Origin of the sequence: Bradyrhizobium tunisiense (assembly GCF_042263385.1) — a bacterium.
Classification (GTDB): Bacteria; Pseudomonadota; Alphaproteobacteria; order Rhizobiales; family Xanthobacteraceae; genus Bradyrhizobium; species Bradyrhizobium tunisiense.
Window position 1 is genome coordinate 197,760 of the sequence record NZ_JBHLEV010000008.1, and the last position, 14,872, is coordinate 212,631.

The 14,872-nt window shown below is 64.8% G+C and carries 17 protein-coding genes and 1 tRNA gene; 11 read left to right on the forward strand and 7 right to left on the reverse strand.

Annotated elements, in window-relative coordinates; genetic code table 11:
- The first annotated feature begins 1 nt into the window (after window position 1).
- The 3 genes from ACFDR6_RS28875 (at window position 2) to ACFDR6_RS28885 (ending at window position 4,603) form a co-directional block, all read left to right on the forward strand.
- The gene (locus ACFDR6_RS28875) at window positions 2-796 is read left to right on the forward strand and encodes an NUDIX hydrolase (protein ID WP_317243658.1); all 795 of its coding nucleotides are present in this window, start codon (window positions 2-4) and stop codon (window positions 794-796) included.
- A 79-nt stretch (window positions 797-875) separates the two neighbouring features.
- On the forward strand, window positions 876-1,790 hold the full coding sequence (locus ACFDR6_RS28880) for a DMT family transporter (RefSeq protein WP_375860330.1): 915 nt from the start codon (window positions 876-878) through the stop codon (window positions 1,788-1,790).
- Window positions 1,791-1,915: 125 nt separating this feature from the next.
- Entirely contained in the window at window positions 1,916-4,603 is a 2,688-nt protein-coding gene (locus ACFDR6_RS28885) for a PAS domain S-box protein (protein WP_212092160.1), read from the forward strand.
- Here ACFDR6_RS28885 and ACFDR6_RS28890 read toward each other — a convergent pair whose 3' ends face one another.
- The gene (locus ACFDR6_RS28890; protein WP_212092322.1) at window positions 4,604-4,957 is read right to left on the reverse strand and encodes a GrlR family regulatory protein; all 354 of its coding nucleotides are present in this window, start codon (window positions 4,955-4,957) and stop codon (window positions 4,604-4,606) included. It lies immediately after the preceding gene.
- A gap of 152 nt (window positions 4,958-5,109) precedes the next feature.
- Window positions 5,110-5,496, reverse strand: a complete 387-nt coding sequence (locus tag ACFDR6_RS28895) for a VOC family protein (RefSeq protein WP_317243660.1) — start codon at window positions 5,494-5,496, stop codon at window positions 5,110-5,112.
- Between the two features lie 185 nt (window positions 5,497-5,681).
- On the opposite strand from ACFDR6_RS28895, the gene ACFDR6_RS28900 reads away from it, so the two are divergent.
- The 3 genes from ACFDR6_RS28900 to ACFDR6_RS28910 all read left to right on the forward strand — a co-directional run bounded on the left by ACFDR6_RS28900 (window position 5,682) and on the right by ACFDR6_RS28910 (window position 7,159).
- Window positions 5,682-6,254: a hypothetical protein gene (locus ACFDR6_RS28900; protein ID WP_212092158.1), complete on the forward strand. Its 573-nt coding sequence runs from the start codon at window positions 5,682-5,684 to the stop codon at window positions 6,252-6,254.
- Window positions 6,255-6,405: 151 nt separating this feature from the next.
- Window positions 6,406-6,927 carry a hypothetical protein gene (locus ACFDR6_RS28905; protein ID WP_375860331.1) on the forward strand — a complete coding sequence of 174 codons (522 nt, stop codon included), beginning with the start codon at window positions 6,406-6,408 and terminating at the stop codon, window positions 6,925-6,927.
- A 155-nt stretch (window positions 6,928-7,082) separates the two neighbouring features.
- A tRNA-Arg gene (locus ACFDR6_RS28910) sits at window positions 7,083-7,159 on the forward strand.
- Window positions 7,160-7,233: 74 nt separating this feature from the next.
- On the opposite strand, the gene ACFDR6_RS28915 is transcribed toward ACFDR6_RS28910, so the two are convergent.
- Entirely contained in the window at window positions 7,234-8,190 is a 957-nt protein-coding gene (locus ACFDR6_RS28915) for an AraC family transcriptional regulator (protein ID WP_212092156.1), read from the reverse strand.
- Between the two features lie 437 nt (window positions 8,191-8,627).
- Entirely contained in the window at window positions 8,628-8,918 is a 291-nt protein-coding gene (locus ACFDR6_RS28920) for a hypothetical protein (protein ID WP_249153775.1), read from the reverse strand.
- Between the two features lie 242 nt (window positions 8,919-9,160).
- Between ACFDR6_RS28920 and ACFDR6_RS28925 the strand changes: the two genes are divergently transcribed.
- Window positions 9,161-9,562 carry a DUF3775 domain-containing protein gene (locus ACFDR6_RS28925; RefSeq protein ID WP_212092155.1) on the forward strand — a complete coding sequence of 134 codons (402 nt, stop codon included), beginning with the start codon at window positions 9,161-9,163 and terminating at the stop codon, window positions 9,560-9,562.
- Window positions 9,563-9,602: 40 nt separating this feature from the next.
- Window positions 9,603-10,064 (forward strand): host attachment protein, encoded by a 462-nt coding sequence (locus tag ACFDR6_RS28930; protein ID WP_212092154.1) that lies wholly within the window; start codon window positions 9,603-9,605, stop codon window positions 10,062-10,064.
- Between the two features lie 31 nt (window positions 10,065-10,095).
- Here ACFDR6_RS28930 and ACFDR6_RS28935 read toward each other — a convergent pair whose 3' ends face one another.
- Window positions 10,096-10,356: a hypothetical protein gene (locus tag ACFDR6_RS28935; protein WP_212092153.1), complete on the reverse strand. Its 261-nt coding sequence runs from the start codon at window positions 10,354-10,356 to the stop codon at window positions 10,096-10,098.
- Window positions 10,357-10,647: 291 nt separating this feature from the next.
- On the opposite strand from ACFDR6_RS28935, the gene ACFDR6_RS28940 reads away from it, so the two are divergent.
- The 3 genes from ACFDR6_RS28940 to ACFDR6_RS28950 all read left to right on the forward strand — a co-directional run bounded on the left by ACFDR6_RS28940 (window position 10,648) and on the right by ACFDR6_RS28950 (window position 12,903).
- Window positions 10,648-11,094: a hypothetical protein gene (locus ACFDR6_RS28940; protein WP_212092152.1), complete on the forward strand. Its 447-nt coding sequence runs from the start codon at window positions 10,648-10,650 to the stop codon at window positions 11,092-11,094.
- A 94-nt stretch (window positions 11,095-11,188) separates the two neighbouring features.
- A complete protein-coding gene (locus ACFDR6_RS28945) occupies window positions 11,189-12,061 on the forward strand; it encodes a DMT family transporter (RefSeq protein ID WP_375860333.1) in 873 nt (290 codons plus the stop codon).
- 95 nt (window positions 12,062-12,156) lie between these two features.
- Window positions 12,157-12,903 (forward strand): hypothetical protein, encoded by a 747-nt coding sequence (locus ACFDR6_RS28950; protein WP_212092150.1) that lies wholly within the window; start codon window positions 12,157-12,159, stop codon window positions 12,901-12,903.
- A 54-nt stretch (window positions 12,904-12,957) separates the two neighbouring features.
- Here the strand turns inward: ACFDR6_RS28950 and ACFDR6_RS28955 are convergent, their stop codons facing one another.
- Window positions 12,958-13,251 (reverse strand): histone, encoded by a 294-nt coding sequence (locus tag ACFDR6_RS28955; RefSeq protein WP_375860334.1) that lies wholly within the window; start codon window positions 13,249-13,251, stop codon window positions 12,958-12,960.
- A 66-nt stretch (window positions 13,252-13,317) separates the two neighbouring features.
- Window positions 13,318-14,793 (reverse strand): cryptochrome/photolyase family protein, encoded by a 1,476-nt coding sequence (locus tag ACFDR6_RS28960; RefSeq protein WP_375860335.1) that lies wholly within the window; start codon window positions 14,791-14,793, stop codon window positions 13,318-13,320.
- Between the last annotated feature and the right edge of the window lie 79 nt (window positions 14,794-14,872).

Below are 14,872 nucleotides of genomic sequence, written 5' to 3' on the forward strand. Positions count from 1 at the left end.
CATGGCCGAGACATCAGCATCACGCCCGGCCTCGACGATCCTCCTGTTGCGCGACGGCGAGAAGGACATCGAAATCTTCATGATGGTTCGCCATCATCAGATCGAGTTCAACTCGGGCGCGCTGGTGTTTCCCGGCGGCAGCGTCGATGCCGGCGACAAGGAGATCGTCGCCCGCACCGATCTGTATTCGGGCGGCGAGGGCTTGAGCGAAGCGGACCGCGGGTTTCGCATCGCCGCGATCCGCGAGACCTTCGAGGAGAGCGGCATCCTGCTGGCGCGATCGAAGGAGACGGGCCTGTCGGTCGATGCCAGGCGTGCGGGCGAGATTGCGGATGCGCATCGCGTCGCGCTCAACGACCACAAGATCAGCTTTCTCAGGATCCTGGCCGACAACGGTCTGGAGCTCGCGCTCGACACGCTCCTGCCTTACGCGCACTGGATCACGCCGGAGGGCATGCCGAAGCGTTTCGACACCTGGTTCTTCCTTGCCGCCGCGCCGCCCGATCAGCTCGGCGCCCATGACGGCCGGGAGTCGACGGATTCGATATGGGTCTCGCCGCGCGAGGCGGTGGAGGGCGGCGAGAGCGGCCGCTTCAAGCTGCCGTTCCCGACCACGCGCAATCTGATCCGGCTGGCGAAGCAGCCAACGGTGCAGGCCGCGATGGAGCATGCCCGGGGCATGTCGATCGTCACGGTGATGCCGGTCATGACCAAGACCGAGACCGGCCGCCAGCTCCGCATCCCTCGCGAGGCCGGCTATGACGGCGAGGTGTTTGAGGTGGGGGCGCTGGGCTAGTACACTTCGACGTTCGACGAAGTATTGAGGGCTCGGTCACGCTAGGTTCCGTCCATCGCGAATGGATGGGACGCGCAGGATGGACGTCAGGCAGGATACCAACATCGCCGTCGAGCTGGCGCTCCTCGTCACGCTCGCAACGCTCTGGGGCGGATCCTACACCTTCATCAAGCTTGGTGTCGCCACCATCCCGCCGATCACGCTGATCGCGGCGCGCACCGCGATCGCGGGACTCTTGCTGCTGGCCGTCATGCGGGCGCGTGGCATCCGCATGCCGACGGATGCCGCGACCTGGCGGCGTTTCGCGTTCCAGGCCGTGCTCAACAGCGTGATTCCCTGGACGCTGATCGCCTGGGGCGAACGCCATGTCGATGCCGCGCTTGCCACCATCCTCAACTCGGCCGGCCCGATCTTCACCTTCCTGCTCACCGCGGTGGTGACCCGTCACGAAGCGACGACCCCTCGAAAATTGTTCGGCGTGGTCGCCGGCATGGCCGGCATCCTGCTGATCGTCGGAGTCGACGCCTTTCACGACATCGGTAGCGGCCTCGTCGCGGAGGCGGCGATCGTCGCCGCCACCATCTGCTACGCCTGCGCCGCGATCTTCGGCCGCAGCTTCAAGGGCCTCGATCCCATGGCGCCGGCGGCCGGCTCGCTGCTGGCCGGGGCCGCCGTCCTGATCCCGGCCTCGCTCTTGGTCGAGCAACCCTGGACGCTGGCGCCCTCGCAAAGCTCGGTGCTGGCACTGCTCGCGCTCGCCGTGTTTTCGACGGCCGCGGCCTTTGCGATCTATTTTCGCCTGATCCAGACCCTGGGCTCGGTCGGCACCACGGCGCAGGCCTATCTGCGCGTCCCGATCGGGGTGGCGATCAGCGTCGCCTTCCTCGGCGAGATCTTGAGCCGGACCGCCTGGATCGGGCTGGCCTGCGTCGTCCTCGGCGTCGCCGCCATGACGATCCCGGCCGGGCGGCGGGCAAGCGTCAAGCCGTCATAGAGGGCGAGAGGGGGTGGGCCAGGAGCACGATATTAACGATATTGCGAGGCGCGAGGCATGTTCCCCCGAGGGCGCAATACGTCGTATATTGGGGCCTCCATTAGCCCGGTCCCCCAAGACATCCTATGTCCGCCGAATTGACGCCGACCCCTGAGAAAAAGCGAACATTCTCGCTCTCCATCGGCCAGCTCACCTTCGGCAGTTTCCTGCTCGTGCTGGCGGTGATCATCGTCACCTCGACCGCGAGCGTGATCGCGATCCGGCACATCGACACGACCTTTGCCGAGCTGCAGCGGCTCCAGAGCGTCGGCGACCTCGCCGAGGACATCGACCGCCGCATGAACGAATTGCGCCTCGCCGCGCGCGATTTCGTCACCGATCCCGGCGCCGGCACCCAGTTCCAGCAGGTGGGCGAGGCGGCCTCGACGCTCAGCGACATCCTGAAGAAGACCCGCATCGAGCTCGCACCCGAGCAGCAGGACATGATCGACGGGGTCACCGAGCGCCTCGCGACCTATCGGACGGGCCTCGAGCGGATCTCGACCCTGATCGATCGCCGCGCCCAGCTGCTCGCCGGCCTGCCGCCGCTGCGCGACCAGTTCGATGTGGCCGTCGCCGGGACCGCCGACCGCGAACTGGCCTCGCGCCTGTCGGAGGCGCAGAGCCGCATCGCGACCGGGCTGCTCGCGCGCAACCCCTCCGCGGCGGAGCAGGCCGCGCAGAACATGCGGGCACTGAACATTGGCGATGCCGGGCTGAAGGCGGCGGTGAACGATTATGCCGAGGCCATCATGGCCGTGGCCGTCAGAGAGCGGCAGATCGCCGATATCGACCGCGAGGTGCTGGGAACCGAGGGCCGGCTGATCGGCCGCGTCACCGAGTTGCTGCGCGAAGTCAGTGACCGGCGCGGCCACGTGCTGTCGCGTGACTTTGCCCGTACGCTGACGGAGGCGCGATGGCAGAGCATCGCGCTCGGCACCATCGGGGTCCTGATCGGCATTCTGGCGGCCGGCTTCGTGGTGCGCAGGACGGTCCGTCCGCTTGCCCAGATCGCACGCTCCATACGCGCGCTTGCGGCGGGCCGGAAAGACACCTCCATCCCGTCCGCCGACCTCGACAACGAGATCGGCGACATCGCGCGTGCGGCCGAAGTGTTCCGCCGCGCGCTGGAGGAGGCCGACACCGCGCGCGAGGCGGCGGTGCGCGCGCTCACCGAGCAGCGCCTCGCCGAAGAGAGTTACCGGAAACTGTTCGAGGGCTCGATCGACGGCATCTATGTGACGACGCCGGCCGGCGACCTCCTCAATGCCAACCCGGCGCTGGCGCGGATGATGGGTTATGACAGCCCGCAGCAGCTCATCGACAGCATCAACGACATCGCCCACACGATCTACGTCCATCCCGAGGCGCGCGTCGAATACCAGCGGCTCATGACGCGCGACGGCATGGTGCGCGAGTTTGAGTATCAGGTGCGCCAGCGCAGCGGCGACATCCTGTGGCTTTCCGACAGCGCTACCGGCGTGCGGGACGAGCAGGGCAATATCGTCCGCTATGAGGGCACGCTGCGCGACATCACCGACCAGAAGCGGGCGGAAGACGCCATTGCCGAAGGCCGGCGCCTGCTCCAGCAGGTCATCGACACCGTGCCCGCGGTGATCAACGTCAAGGACCGCAATCTGCGCTACGTGCTGATGAACCGCTACATGGCCGGCATCTTCGGCATCGAGCCGGGCGATGCGCTCGGCCGCACCACGGCCGACCTGATGTCGCGCTATGGCGCGGCCAAGTCCGACGAGAGCGACAAGAGGGTGCTCAAGCTCCGCAAAGGCCTCGGCTTCTACGAGGAGGAATACAAGGACGCCTCCGGCAACATGCGGCAATGGCTGGTCAACAAGCTGCCGCTGCTCGATGCCGAGGGCGAGATCGAGCGGATCGTCACGGTGGCGCTCGACATCGGCGAGCGCAAGCGCGGCGAGCAGGAGATGCGCAAGGCCAAGGAATCCGCCGAGACCGCGCTGCGCAATCTGCGCGAGACGCAGGCCTCGCTGATCGAGGCCGAGAAGCTCGCCGCGCTCGGACGCCTGGTCGCCGGCGTGGCGCACGAGGTCAACAATCCCGTCGGCATCAGCCTCACGGTCGCGTCCGCGCTGGAGCGCAAGACCGCGATGTTCACTGCCGAAGTCGAGCGCGGCGAGCTCCGCCGCTCCACGCTCAACGATTTCCTGAGCACCAGCCGCGACGCATCCTCGCAGCTCGTCTCCAATCTCAACCGCGCCGCCGAGCTGATCCAGTCGTTCAAGCAGGTTGCCGCCGACCGCAACTATTCGGACCAGCGTACGTTCGATCTCGGCGACCTCACCGAGCAGGTGGTGATGAGCTTGCGGCCGGGCCTGCGCAAGCACAACCTGACGCTCAACGTCGAGTGCCAACCCGATCTCGCCATGAACAGCTATCCGGGTCCGTACGGCCAGGTGCTGACCAATCTGTTTCTCAATTCGGTGGCGCACGCCTTCCCGGACGGCCGGCCAGGGACCATCGACATTCAGGTGCGGGAGTCCGGCAAGGACAATGTCGAGATCATCTTCTCCGACAATGGCTGCGGCATGTCGCTCGACGTCCGCCGCCGCGCCTTCGATCCGTTCTTCACGACGCGGCGCGACCAGGGCGGCACCGGCCTCGGCCTGCACATCGTCTACAGCATCGTCACCAACCGGCTCGGCGGACGGCTCGATCTCGATTCCGAGCCGGGCAGCGGCACGCGCATCCAGATCATCCTGCCGCGCACGGCGCCGCTCGAGCAGGCTGCGGAATAGCTAGTCGGCGTCGGCGAGCTTGTGCAGAGTCGCGCCGAAAATCTGGCTGGCCTTGCCGACCAGCGCCGTACCCGTCATCTCGCCGCGCGTCTCTGTGAATGTGCCGCTGACGCCGATGCCGACCGGGGCAGGGCCGCCGAACAGTGGATTGTCGTTGCCCCGAGGCGAGGTGTGCCGTTGCACCAGCACTTCGCCCTTGAAGGTGTTGTTGTCCTTCACCACGTAGCTGCCGGTGTAATAGAGATAGGCATCGCCGCCAAGAATCTTGCCGTCGCGAAAAAGAATGACGCCGCTGCCCTTGCCGGCTCGACCATCGAGCAGGGTCACATGAATCGAATAGAGACCGTTTTTCATAACGTCCCGCAGGCCGGCCGCCATCGCCCAATGGCGTAACCGGTCCTGCTTTTATGCCAAAGCGCATCCGCTCGCGCAACGCGGCAGTTTGCCGGCCGGCCGCGGGAAGTTGCCGCCGCGAGCCGCACGCGTCCCAGCTTGTGCCTGGATTCTCAAGTGTATTTCTTGTCGCGCTCCAGCAGCTCGATGGAGATGCCTTCGGGACCGCGGATGAAGCAGATGCGCACGCCGGGCCGGATCGTGGTCGGCTCGCGCGTGAAGGTGACACCCTTGGCCTTGATCTCGGCCGCGACGGCATCGATGTCCTTCACCGTCAACCCGAAATGGTCGAGGCCCTGATGTGGATGCGGAGGCGGCGGGTTGACGTCGCTATCGCCCTCGAGCGGCGCGATGAAGATCCTGGCGCCTCCAAGGTTCACGTCGATCCGTCCCGGCGCATGCACGACCTCGCCGCCGAGGATGTCCCGCAGCCAAGCCGCCGTGGTCTCCGGATCGGGGCTGCGCAGATGGACGTGATCCCAAGTGACGACGAATGGCATTCCAATTCTCCCGACGCGCGATGGCTCGATGTTTCAGCGTATGTTAACGGCCCCGGCCGGCGATCGCCACTGCCATTGCCGATTCGCAGGGAACCTTAGTTCGTCTTCCGGATTGAAGTAAGCTGTGGCCGAGTCCGTCGGCGCAATCGGTCGTCGAACGTGCTTCCGCCGCCATCGGTACAACCATGAACGCCAGGCTCGACCGGATTGGATTGGGGCGCTTCGCCGGGACCGGCGAGAGATTGGCGCGGGCCGTGACGATGGCCAGCGTATCATTTGGCCGAAGCCTGCTGTGGCTGTTGGCCGCCATCATCGTCGGCTGCGGCGTCTGGATGTTGCTGCCTCTCTCCAAGGGCAATAGCGCTGAGCAGGTGAAGTCGGAGCTGGCCGCAGTCGAGCCGGCTCCTTCGGGAGATCCGGCGGCAGCGGGCTCGCTGGCGACCGAAGCTCAGGTCCCGGCTATGGCAGACCTAGATCGTCTCAGGATTTCATCGCAAACCTGGCGCCGTGGCGGCCTCGGCTCAAAAGCCCTGGTGACGTTCACGCTGCGAAACGACAATGACTATGCCGTAAACAATGTCGAGATCGTTTGCGCCTTCACGCGCCGCGACGGCAGTCATCTCACGAATCGCAGCCGCGTGCTGGCAGATCCGGTCAGCATGAAGAGCCGCAAGACCTTTGCCCGGATTCCCGTCGGCGTCGTTAACGTGAATGCCGATCAGGCGAAATGCTCGCTGGTTGCGGCACGCCGCGCGTAAGGGCTGCATGTTCCGGTAGCGGAAAAGTTACCCTCCCGGGTCCTTGGCAAAAAACCTCGCGTCGCCATTTGAACCGAACGGCTGGGCCAGGAACCAATCTAGTGATCGCCTGTTGAAGGCGAAGAGCCCACGTGGGGGCGGAGCGCGGCCAATGCCAATCTTTCGGTATTTCGTCTTTGTCGGTGGAGCGTTGCTCGCACTGCTGTTCGCTGCGGATTTCGTCTTTCCGGCGGCGCCGGTGGCGCAAGCCGTTGCGACCGCAAGCAACGATCAGCCCCTGATCCGGATCCGCTCCGACCGCCATCTGCCCGAGCGCGTCGTGCTCGACACCACCCAGCCCACGATCGTCCCGCCTGCGGTGAAGACCGCCGCTGTTGCTGCGCCTCAACCGCCCGTGCAGGACAGCGCGTCGGCAGCTCTCGCCGAGATGTCGGCCAAGGCGCGGGTACGCGAGACGTTCGCCCAGTTCACGCCGCCGAAGGCCGATACCGCCGGCTCCAGGAACCCCGAGGCCAAGCCGCAGGCTTCACAAGCTCAGGCGTCTCAGGCCCAAATTGCTCCGGTCCAGGCTAAGCGCAAGGCCGCCAGGGCGTATCAGGCCCCGCAGCCCGGCCGGCCGATGATGCAGGTCGCCCAGCAGCCGCATTTCGGTCTCTTCAACACGACCTGGTGAGAGCGCCCTCCATCCGTCTCCAGGGAGGCGAGGAAGGGCTTTTTATTGGTCAGCCTCTCTGCTAATCCGAACCCGTCCGAACACCGCCCGGAGTGCTGGTTCGTCAGCGGCCGGTCCGGCAGGTTTCGGTTTGCGGCCCGGTAGCCCGGGCCAGGGCGCTCGTAGCTCAGCTGGATAGAGCATCGGATTTCGATTCCGAGGGTCGGAGGTTCGAATCCTTCCGAGCGCGCCAGTCCTTGGCGTTTCAGATATGTTCCGAATGGCGCCGATACCGGGTCCGCAGGCGCGAGGGGCTGCAGCGTCAGGTCATGACCCCGCTTGTCGCCCCCTTGCCAATGTGTCCGAGGGCGCCTCATGGAAGATCGCGCGGTAGGCTGCGGCAAATTCACCGAGATGATGGAAGCCCTGGGCACGTGCGCACGTGGCCACGGTGGCGCCGCCGCCCTTGAGGAGGCGGACGCGGGTCGCCCACAGCCTCTTGAGGCGAATATACTGGTGCAGGCTCATGCCGCGCACCTTGCTGACTGCGCCGCCGAGCGTCCGGATCGAGACGCCGAACTCGCTGGCGAGATCGGCGGTGTAGATCGGTGCGGTCGGATGGGCTGCGACGTAGTCGTCGATCCGCTGCACGAGCCTGATCGCTCGCTCACCCTGCACCGAGGCGCTCAGGTCCGACGTCGGATCGATCCGAAACAATTCGTCGAGCGCGAGCAACAGGCCCTCCTGGAGATGGGCAGCCACCTCGGTGGTTTCGAACAGGCCGGGCTGCACTGATGCGGTTCGCAGGATGTCGAGCAGAAGCTGCCGCGTGTGGAGCAGGGCGGGCCGGTTTGCGATACGGGCCCGCAAGTCGTCGGCGTGATCGAACCAACCCCGGTCCCTCAGCCCGGGGGAGAGGATGATCATTGCATAGTGATTGGTCTGAGGCTCGACGAAATGGCAACCATCGTTGCCGCGGAGCGCAATGAAGAAGCGCGCATCGAGATCCAGGCCCTTGAAGTTGACCTGGAGGCCGTCGGTCATGGACAGGACCACCATCCCGCCCGGCATCCGATAGGCGGTGTCGAGAATCCGCGCGAACGATCTCATCACGATGATGCGGCAGGCCGGCAGGGCGACGACGGCGCGGGCCGCGGCAAAGTTTGGGACGTCGAGCGGAATGCTCCTCGCGTCCTCCATCGACTCGATCGGGCGAAACGCATCGACGTCGGCAAAGCCGATCAGTTGCAGCGCGGAGGATGGAGCGAGGGCGTCGAACAACATGGGCCTGGCCGGCTGCTGAAATGTGACAATCAAATGAACGTCGATACGTCGCCATCAATGGCGAAACATCGCGTCTCAGTAAACCGAATTTCAGACCGTAGTATTGCGGACATCATGCCATGGCGCCTGTCAGATCGATGTCGCCGTCAACGTTCCCGGCTGAGGTTGTGCCGGAAGCGATGTCGATGAAGTGCAGGCGCGTGCACGCAGAGGGCGCGAGCTTCGCCCCCCTGTCTCAGCTGCCTCTCGAGATGCGTCTGCTGGTCCATGCCCGTCTGCGGGCACTGAAAGCGTTCAACTCGGCCGTCACCGCAGAATGACGGTGCGGGCCGATTTATCCTTGATCCAGATCAGTTTTGGAATCGCTTCAGGCCGGCGACACCCGTGCGAGGAATGATCTCGCAAAAGCGAGGGGGCCCAAATGGCCCCCTGAGATGTCACCAGTGGCGATAGCGTGGGCCATAGCCATAATACCGTGGAGCGTAGTAGCGGGGCGCATAATACCGCGGGGCGTAATACGGCCGCGGAGCGTAGTACCCATAGTAGTTCGGACGCCACCAGCAGCGTCCCCAGGCGTCGCAGACCATGCGAACCTGCTCGACACCGGAGACCCCAGGTGTGGCAGGCGCCGGCGCGATGGGCATGGCGGACGCCGCCGGCGATACCGCCAAGCCTCCCAACATGGCACCGAACAGGGACGCGGCGACGAGGCCGATCTTGCGAGTCATGATGTCTTCCTCCGCTTACGCGGGACAGGATATCGAAGTTGTTCTGATCAAATTGTGGCGGAGCCGAAATGTAATGCTGATGAACGGATCTTCAGCAAGTCCGCTCGGCTAACCCCGCGTTGATCGTATCGCCGATGCCATGCCGTAGACCTTGATCCTGCGCAATTCGCAAGTCTGCCTCGGCTCTTAGTGTTGCCGGCGTGGCAGCGGCGTGGTGCTTGCTGCGGGGCAAGGTGAACTGGATGCTGGTCGTTCCAAATCTGTCGATCTCGCCGGAGAAAGTCTTCTTCGTCATCTCGAAATCGCGCCGGTCCGACAGCGAGGCGGTCGGAGCGGGCGTCATCCCGGCCTTCGGCGACGATGACATGAGCTATGGGCGAGGCGGGACCACCGACCGGGCGGAGCTCGCGGGCTTCATCCGCGATCTCAATGTCGACGAGCAGATCGACCTCGTGGCGCTGACCTGGCTTGGTCGCGGCGATGGCGATCTCTCCAATTGGCGCGAATTGCAGACCCAGGCCGCGCAGGCGCACAACCAGCGCACCGCTTCCTACCTGATCGGCACGCCAATGCTCGCTGACTATCTGGAGGAGGCGATGGCGCAATTCGGCAAGTCCTTCGAGGATTTCGAAGAACATCTCTGATGCCGACGCGGCCTCGACAAGTGTTTCAAGGAGAGTTGCAATGGACAAGATGAGAATCGACAAGGGCGACTGGCTGGTCGTGTGCGATGGGCGCAAGGCGCTCATTCTGGAAAATCTCGGCGACGAGATGTTTCCGAACCTTCACACCAGGGAGGTGCACGAGCAGCCCAACCCCTCGACCAGCGCGCAAGGAAGCGATGCGCCAGGGCGCCTGCATGCCGCTGCCGGCGGCGTGCGCAGCTCGGCCGAGCAGACCGACTGGCATGACGAGGCCGAGCGCGCCTTCCTGCGGAGCTTGGCCAGCCGGCTCGATGCCGCCGTCAGCGCGGGCGAGACCTCGGCCCTGACCATGGTGGCCTCGCCGCGTGCCCTCGGCATGATCCGTGCCGATTACTCGGAGGTCATGCGCAAGGCGCTTCGGGGCGAGATCGGCAAGGATCTCGTCAAGCTGCCGGTCTACGAGATCGAAAAGCAATTGCTGCTGTCGGGCGCCGCCAAATAGAGGCGCCCTGCAGAGGCCGCGCCAGCGTCCCTCAGTAGCAGGGGTGCCGGCGGCGGTCCTGACCGACATAGGCGGCCGCGCTCTGGTAGCAATGGTTCGTCGACGGGCCGTCGTAATAGGCGAAGGTGCCGGGGGTGATGCCGGGACCGTAATTGTGGATGTAGCTGATCGGGTAGGGCAGCGGGTTGACGTAACGGTGGTGCCGGTGGTGTCCCCGCGCTTCCGCGAGGCCAGGGGCTAGGATTGCGGCCGACAGGGCAGCAACCGCGGCTACAAGCGTCAACTTGCTCATCTTGATTCTCCGGGACCCGCGCGAATAATCACCCATCTATAGCCACTTCGAGCCTCCGGGGCACCCGTCCGGCGCCCGGAAATCAGGGATAATCCCGCAGATTCCCGGATGGGTGTGACAGAATTGCCTGAAATGCCGTCGAGGCTTGCCCATTTTTGGCCTTTTCGGGATGCTTAACGAATTCCCCACACAAGTATGACCAAAGACTATTCGGTTAAGAATCCTGTCGCCGGCCTGTTGGGGGTCCTTCGAGGCCGGTGCATTCCTGAAGGCTTTCGCCGTCACCTCGCCATGCGCATCACGCTTCTGAGCCTGCTGTTGCTCTGCCTCGCCGCCGCTACGCCGGCGCGGGCCGAGCTGCGTATTACCCGTGACCACGGTGGCTATGTCGAGGAATACAAGACCAAGTACAAGCGCGTGCGCGAGAAGGGCGAGCGGGTCATCATCGACGGTATCTGCAATTCGGCCTGCACGCTGGTGCTCGGCATGGTGCCGATGAACAAGATCTGCGTGACGCCGCGCGCCAGCCTGGGCTTCCACCAGGCCTATTACGACAAGGCCTTCACCTTCGGCATCAAGGTCACCAGCTCCGAGGGGACGTCTGACCTGATGTCCTACTACCCCAATACGGTGAAGGACTGGATTCGGCGCAATGGCGGGCTCACCACCGACATGAAGAAGATCAAGAACGGCGTCGAGCTCTGGAAGATCGTCGACCCCTGTCCGGAAGAATGGTGAGCGGCCGACCTGAGTCGGTGTCCATCGCAGCGCAGCATCGTCCGGACGAAATTCGCGTTGCCGCATAGCCCCCGGTGGGGCAATGAAGGCGGCAATGGATCGCAATCAAGAAGCCCTGACCGCCCGCGCCGCGCCGATCCTGTTCGTCCTGCTCTGGAGCACCGGCTTCATCGGCACCAAATACGTCGTCGACAACGCCGATCCCTTGACCTATCTCGCCATCCGCATGGCGATCGTGGTCGGCCTGATGGCGATCATCGCGGGCGTCGCGCGGCCGAAATGGCCTGATGGCATCGGCATCGCGCACAGCGCGGTCGCCGGCATTCTCGTCCACGGCTTCTATCTCGGCGGTACCGCGATCGCGATCGCGCATTCCATCCCGGCCGGACTCTCCGCTCTCATCCCGGGCCTTCAGCCGATCCTGACCTCGACCATTGCCAATCGCTGGCTCGGCGAGCGGGTGACACCGCTGCAATGGGCAGGGCTCGTGCTCGGCCTCGGCGGCGTGGTGATGATCCTGCACAACCGTCCCATGACCGGCGAAGCCGGGCTTGGCTGGCTCGCCTCGGTGGTTTCGCTGATCAGCATCACGCTCGGCACCCTCTATCAGCGCCGCTACTGCAACCAGATCGACTGGCGCGCCGGCAATCTCGTGCAGTATGTCGCTGTCACCATTTTCTTCGCGATCGGTGCCTTCCTGTTCGAAGACCGCGTGGTGCATTGGACGCGGGAGTTCGTGCTCGCGCTCGCCTGGCTCGCCGTAGCACTCTCGATCGGATCGATCGGGCTGTTGTACTGGCTGATCCGCCACGCCGCGGCGACCTCGGTCGCGAGCCTGTTCTATCTGGTGCCTGCTGTGACCGCGCTGATGGCATATCTGCTGTTCGGCGAAAAGCTCGATGGGCTGGCGATTGCCGGCATGGCGACGTGCGCGGCCGCGGTGTTCGTCGTCAACCGGCGCTCCTAGGCCGGTACGCCCGGTCGGCAAATACATCCCTGACGTGCGGGGCGCGCTCGTGTTAGGCTGGGCTGGTTTCAGCTTCCCTTTCACACGGTGATTTCATGAAGAAGGCGCGGCGCGCACTACTCGCAAGGTCATTGAAGCCGGTCCGGATTGCCTGCATCAACTACGCGGAGGAGATGATAAGCGACCGGATGATGGCGAGGCTCACGGCCGCGCTTCAGAAATGCTACGACGAGCACTTCCTGCCCGTGTGGGGCTACCCCGTCGATCTCGACGTCACCCGCAAGCCGAAGCCGACGGACTGGCAGCTCGTCTATTTCGACGATGCCACCCACAAGAACTTCCTCGGCCGGCACGAGTTGACCCATCGGGGACAGCCGATCTCCAAGATCTTCGTCAAGGCGCTGGGCGAGAACGATCCCGTCAGCCTGGCGGCGTCGCACGAGTTGTTCGAGATGGTGCTCGATCCCATGGCCAATCTGTGGGCCGACAAGACCCGCCATACCCAATATGCCTACGAGGTCTGCGACGCCGTGGAGGAGGAAGCTTTTCTCGTCAACGGTTTTCCGATGTCGAACTTCGTCTACCCGTCCTGGTTCGAGCCGTTCGGGCATCCCCGTGGCACCAAATTCGACCATATGGGGTCGCTGAAGGAGCCGTTCTCGATGACCGAGGGTGGCTACGTCATCAAGAAGGTCAACGGCCGGCGGGTGATCAAGCAGTTCGGCTCAGCGGAAAAGCGCAAGCGCTTCCACGCCGAGGACCGGCGCGGCCATCGCAGCGAATTCCGCGATCCTAAGGGAGAACACTACCCGGGCCGACGCGCATTGAGGCGGCGAGGGTAGGGCCCCGACGTCTCCGGGTGCGTCCGCACCCGGAGACCTCTCCAGGCGGCGCGCTCAGCGCTTGGCCTTTTTGGCCTTCTTCTTAGACTTGGTGGCTTTCTTGGCGGCCTTCTTCGTGGCCTTTTTTGCGGCTTTCTTTGAAGCCTTCTTTGCTGTTTTCTTCGTGGTCTTCTTCGCAGCCTTCTTGGTTTTCTTCTTGGCTGCTTTCTTCGGCGCTACTTTCTTCGCGACCTTCTTGGCTGCTCTCTTCACCTGCTTGACGGCGGTGACTGCGGCGTCCTTGGTCGCTTCCACGGCGTTGGTGATGGTGTCCATCGCCTGCTCGGTGATCGGCTTCTCGTCGTCCATATCGTCCCCCATTGTTTGAATGGAGCGATAACGATAGCGGGATTCGAAATTGTGTCAAAGCAGCGCTCAACCTTTGCGGATCTTTGCGTAAGCGGCGAGCGCGCGCTCGCGTCCCCTGGCATGATCGACGATCGGCTGCGGATAGGTCTTGCCGGGCGTGATGCCCGCGCTCGCAAGCTCGATCGGGGTTGCCCGCCAAGGCTGGTGGATCAGCTTCACCGGCAGATCCTTCAGCTCCGGCACCCAGGCCCGAACATAGGTTCCATCCGGATCGAACTTCTCGCCCTGGAGCTGGGGATTGAACACGCGGAAATAGGGCGCAGCATCGGCGCCGCAGCCGGCGACCCACTGCCAGTTCGCGGGGTTGCTGCCCGCGTCGGCATCGACCAGCGTATCCCAGAACCAGGCTTCGCCCTCGCGCCAGTCGATCAGGAGGTGCTTGACCAGGAACGAGGCCACCACCATCCGCACCCGGTTGTGCATCACCCCGGTGTGCCAGAGCTCGCGCAGGCCAGCATCGACAATGGGATAGCCGGTGCGGCCGCGCCGCCAGGCGGCAAGGGCCTTCTGGTCCGGTGTCCAGGGGAAGCCGTCGAAGTTCGCCTGCAGGTTTTCGGTGGCGAGGTCGGGGTGATCGTGGAGCAGATGGCGGCAGAACTCGCGCCAGCCGAGCTCACTCAGGAACTTTTCGATGCCCGATCCGAGTGCCGGGTCTTCATCCGCAGCGAACCGCGCCGCGTGCCAGACTTGCCGGGGGCTGAGTTCGCCGAACCTCAAGTGCGGCGACAGGCCTGAGGTCCCGTCGCGATCCGGGCGGTCGCGGTCGCCGACATAACGGCGCGCGGTGTGCTTGAGGAAGTCGCGCAGGCGTCTGCGGGCCGAGGCCTCGCCCGGTGTCCAGCTCTCGCGCAGGCCGCCGGCCCAGTCGGGTTTGGTCGGCTCGAGCCTCCAGCTCTCCAGCCCGTCGCCCGCAATTGTCGCAGCCGGGCGAAGCTCTTTCGGAGCAGACAGGGGTTTTGGCGGATCGCCGAGCGCCAGCACGCGCCGCCAGAATGGCGTGAACACGCGCAAGCCGCGGCCCTCCTTGGTGCGGATCGCCGAGGGCGGGATAAGGAGGTCACCAGGGAAGCTCTGTGAGTCGACGCCGAGCCTTGCCAGCGCTGCCCCGAGTTGGCGCTCGATCGCCTGATGCGGCGCCTGCGCGATCCCGTTCCAGTAGACGGCGCGGGCGCCGCTCTCTTGCGCCACCTCGGGGATCACCCTGGCCGCGGGTCCCCTGCGCAGGACCAGCGCTCCGCCGCGCGCGGCGATCTCGGCCGCAAGCGCCCGCAGCGACTGCGCCAGCCACCAGCGCGTTGCGGCGCCGGGTGGCCGCCCGACCCCGTCGTCCAGGACGAAGAGGCAGAGCACAGGTGCGCCGGTTTTCGCGGCGGCGTGGAGGGCGGGATGGTCGGACAGCCGAAGATCATCGCGGAACCAGACGATGATGGGCGGCGCGCTTGGCGTGGTCAGGGAGGGCCTCGTTTGCGATTTGGAAACCATTCCGGGTGGGGCGATTGGAATCGCCGTTAATGCGGCCGTAAGCCGATTGCATGAATATGCAGGAATTACGGGGGTCATT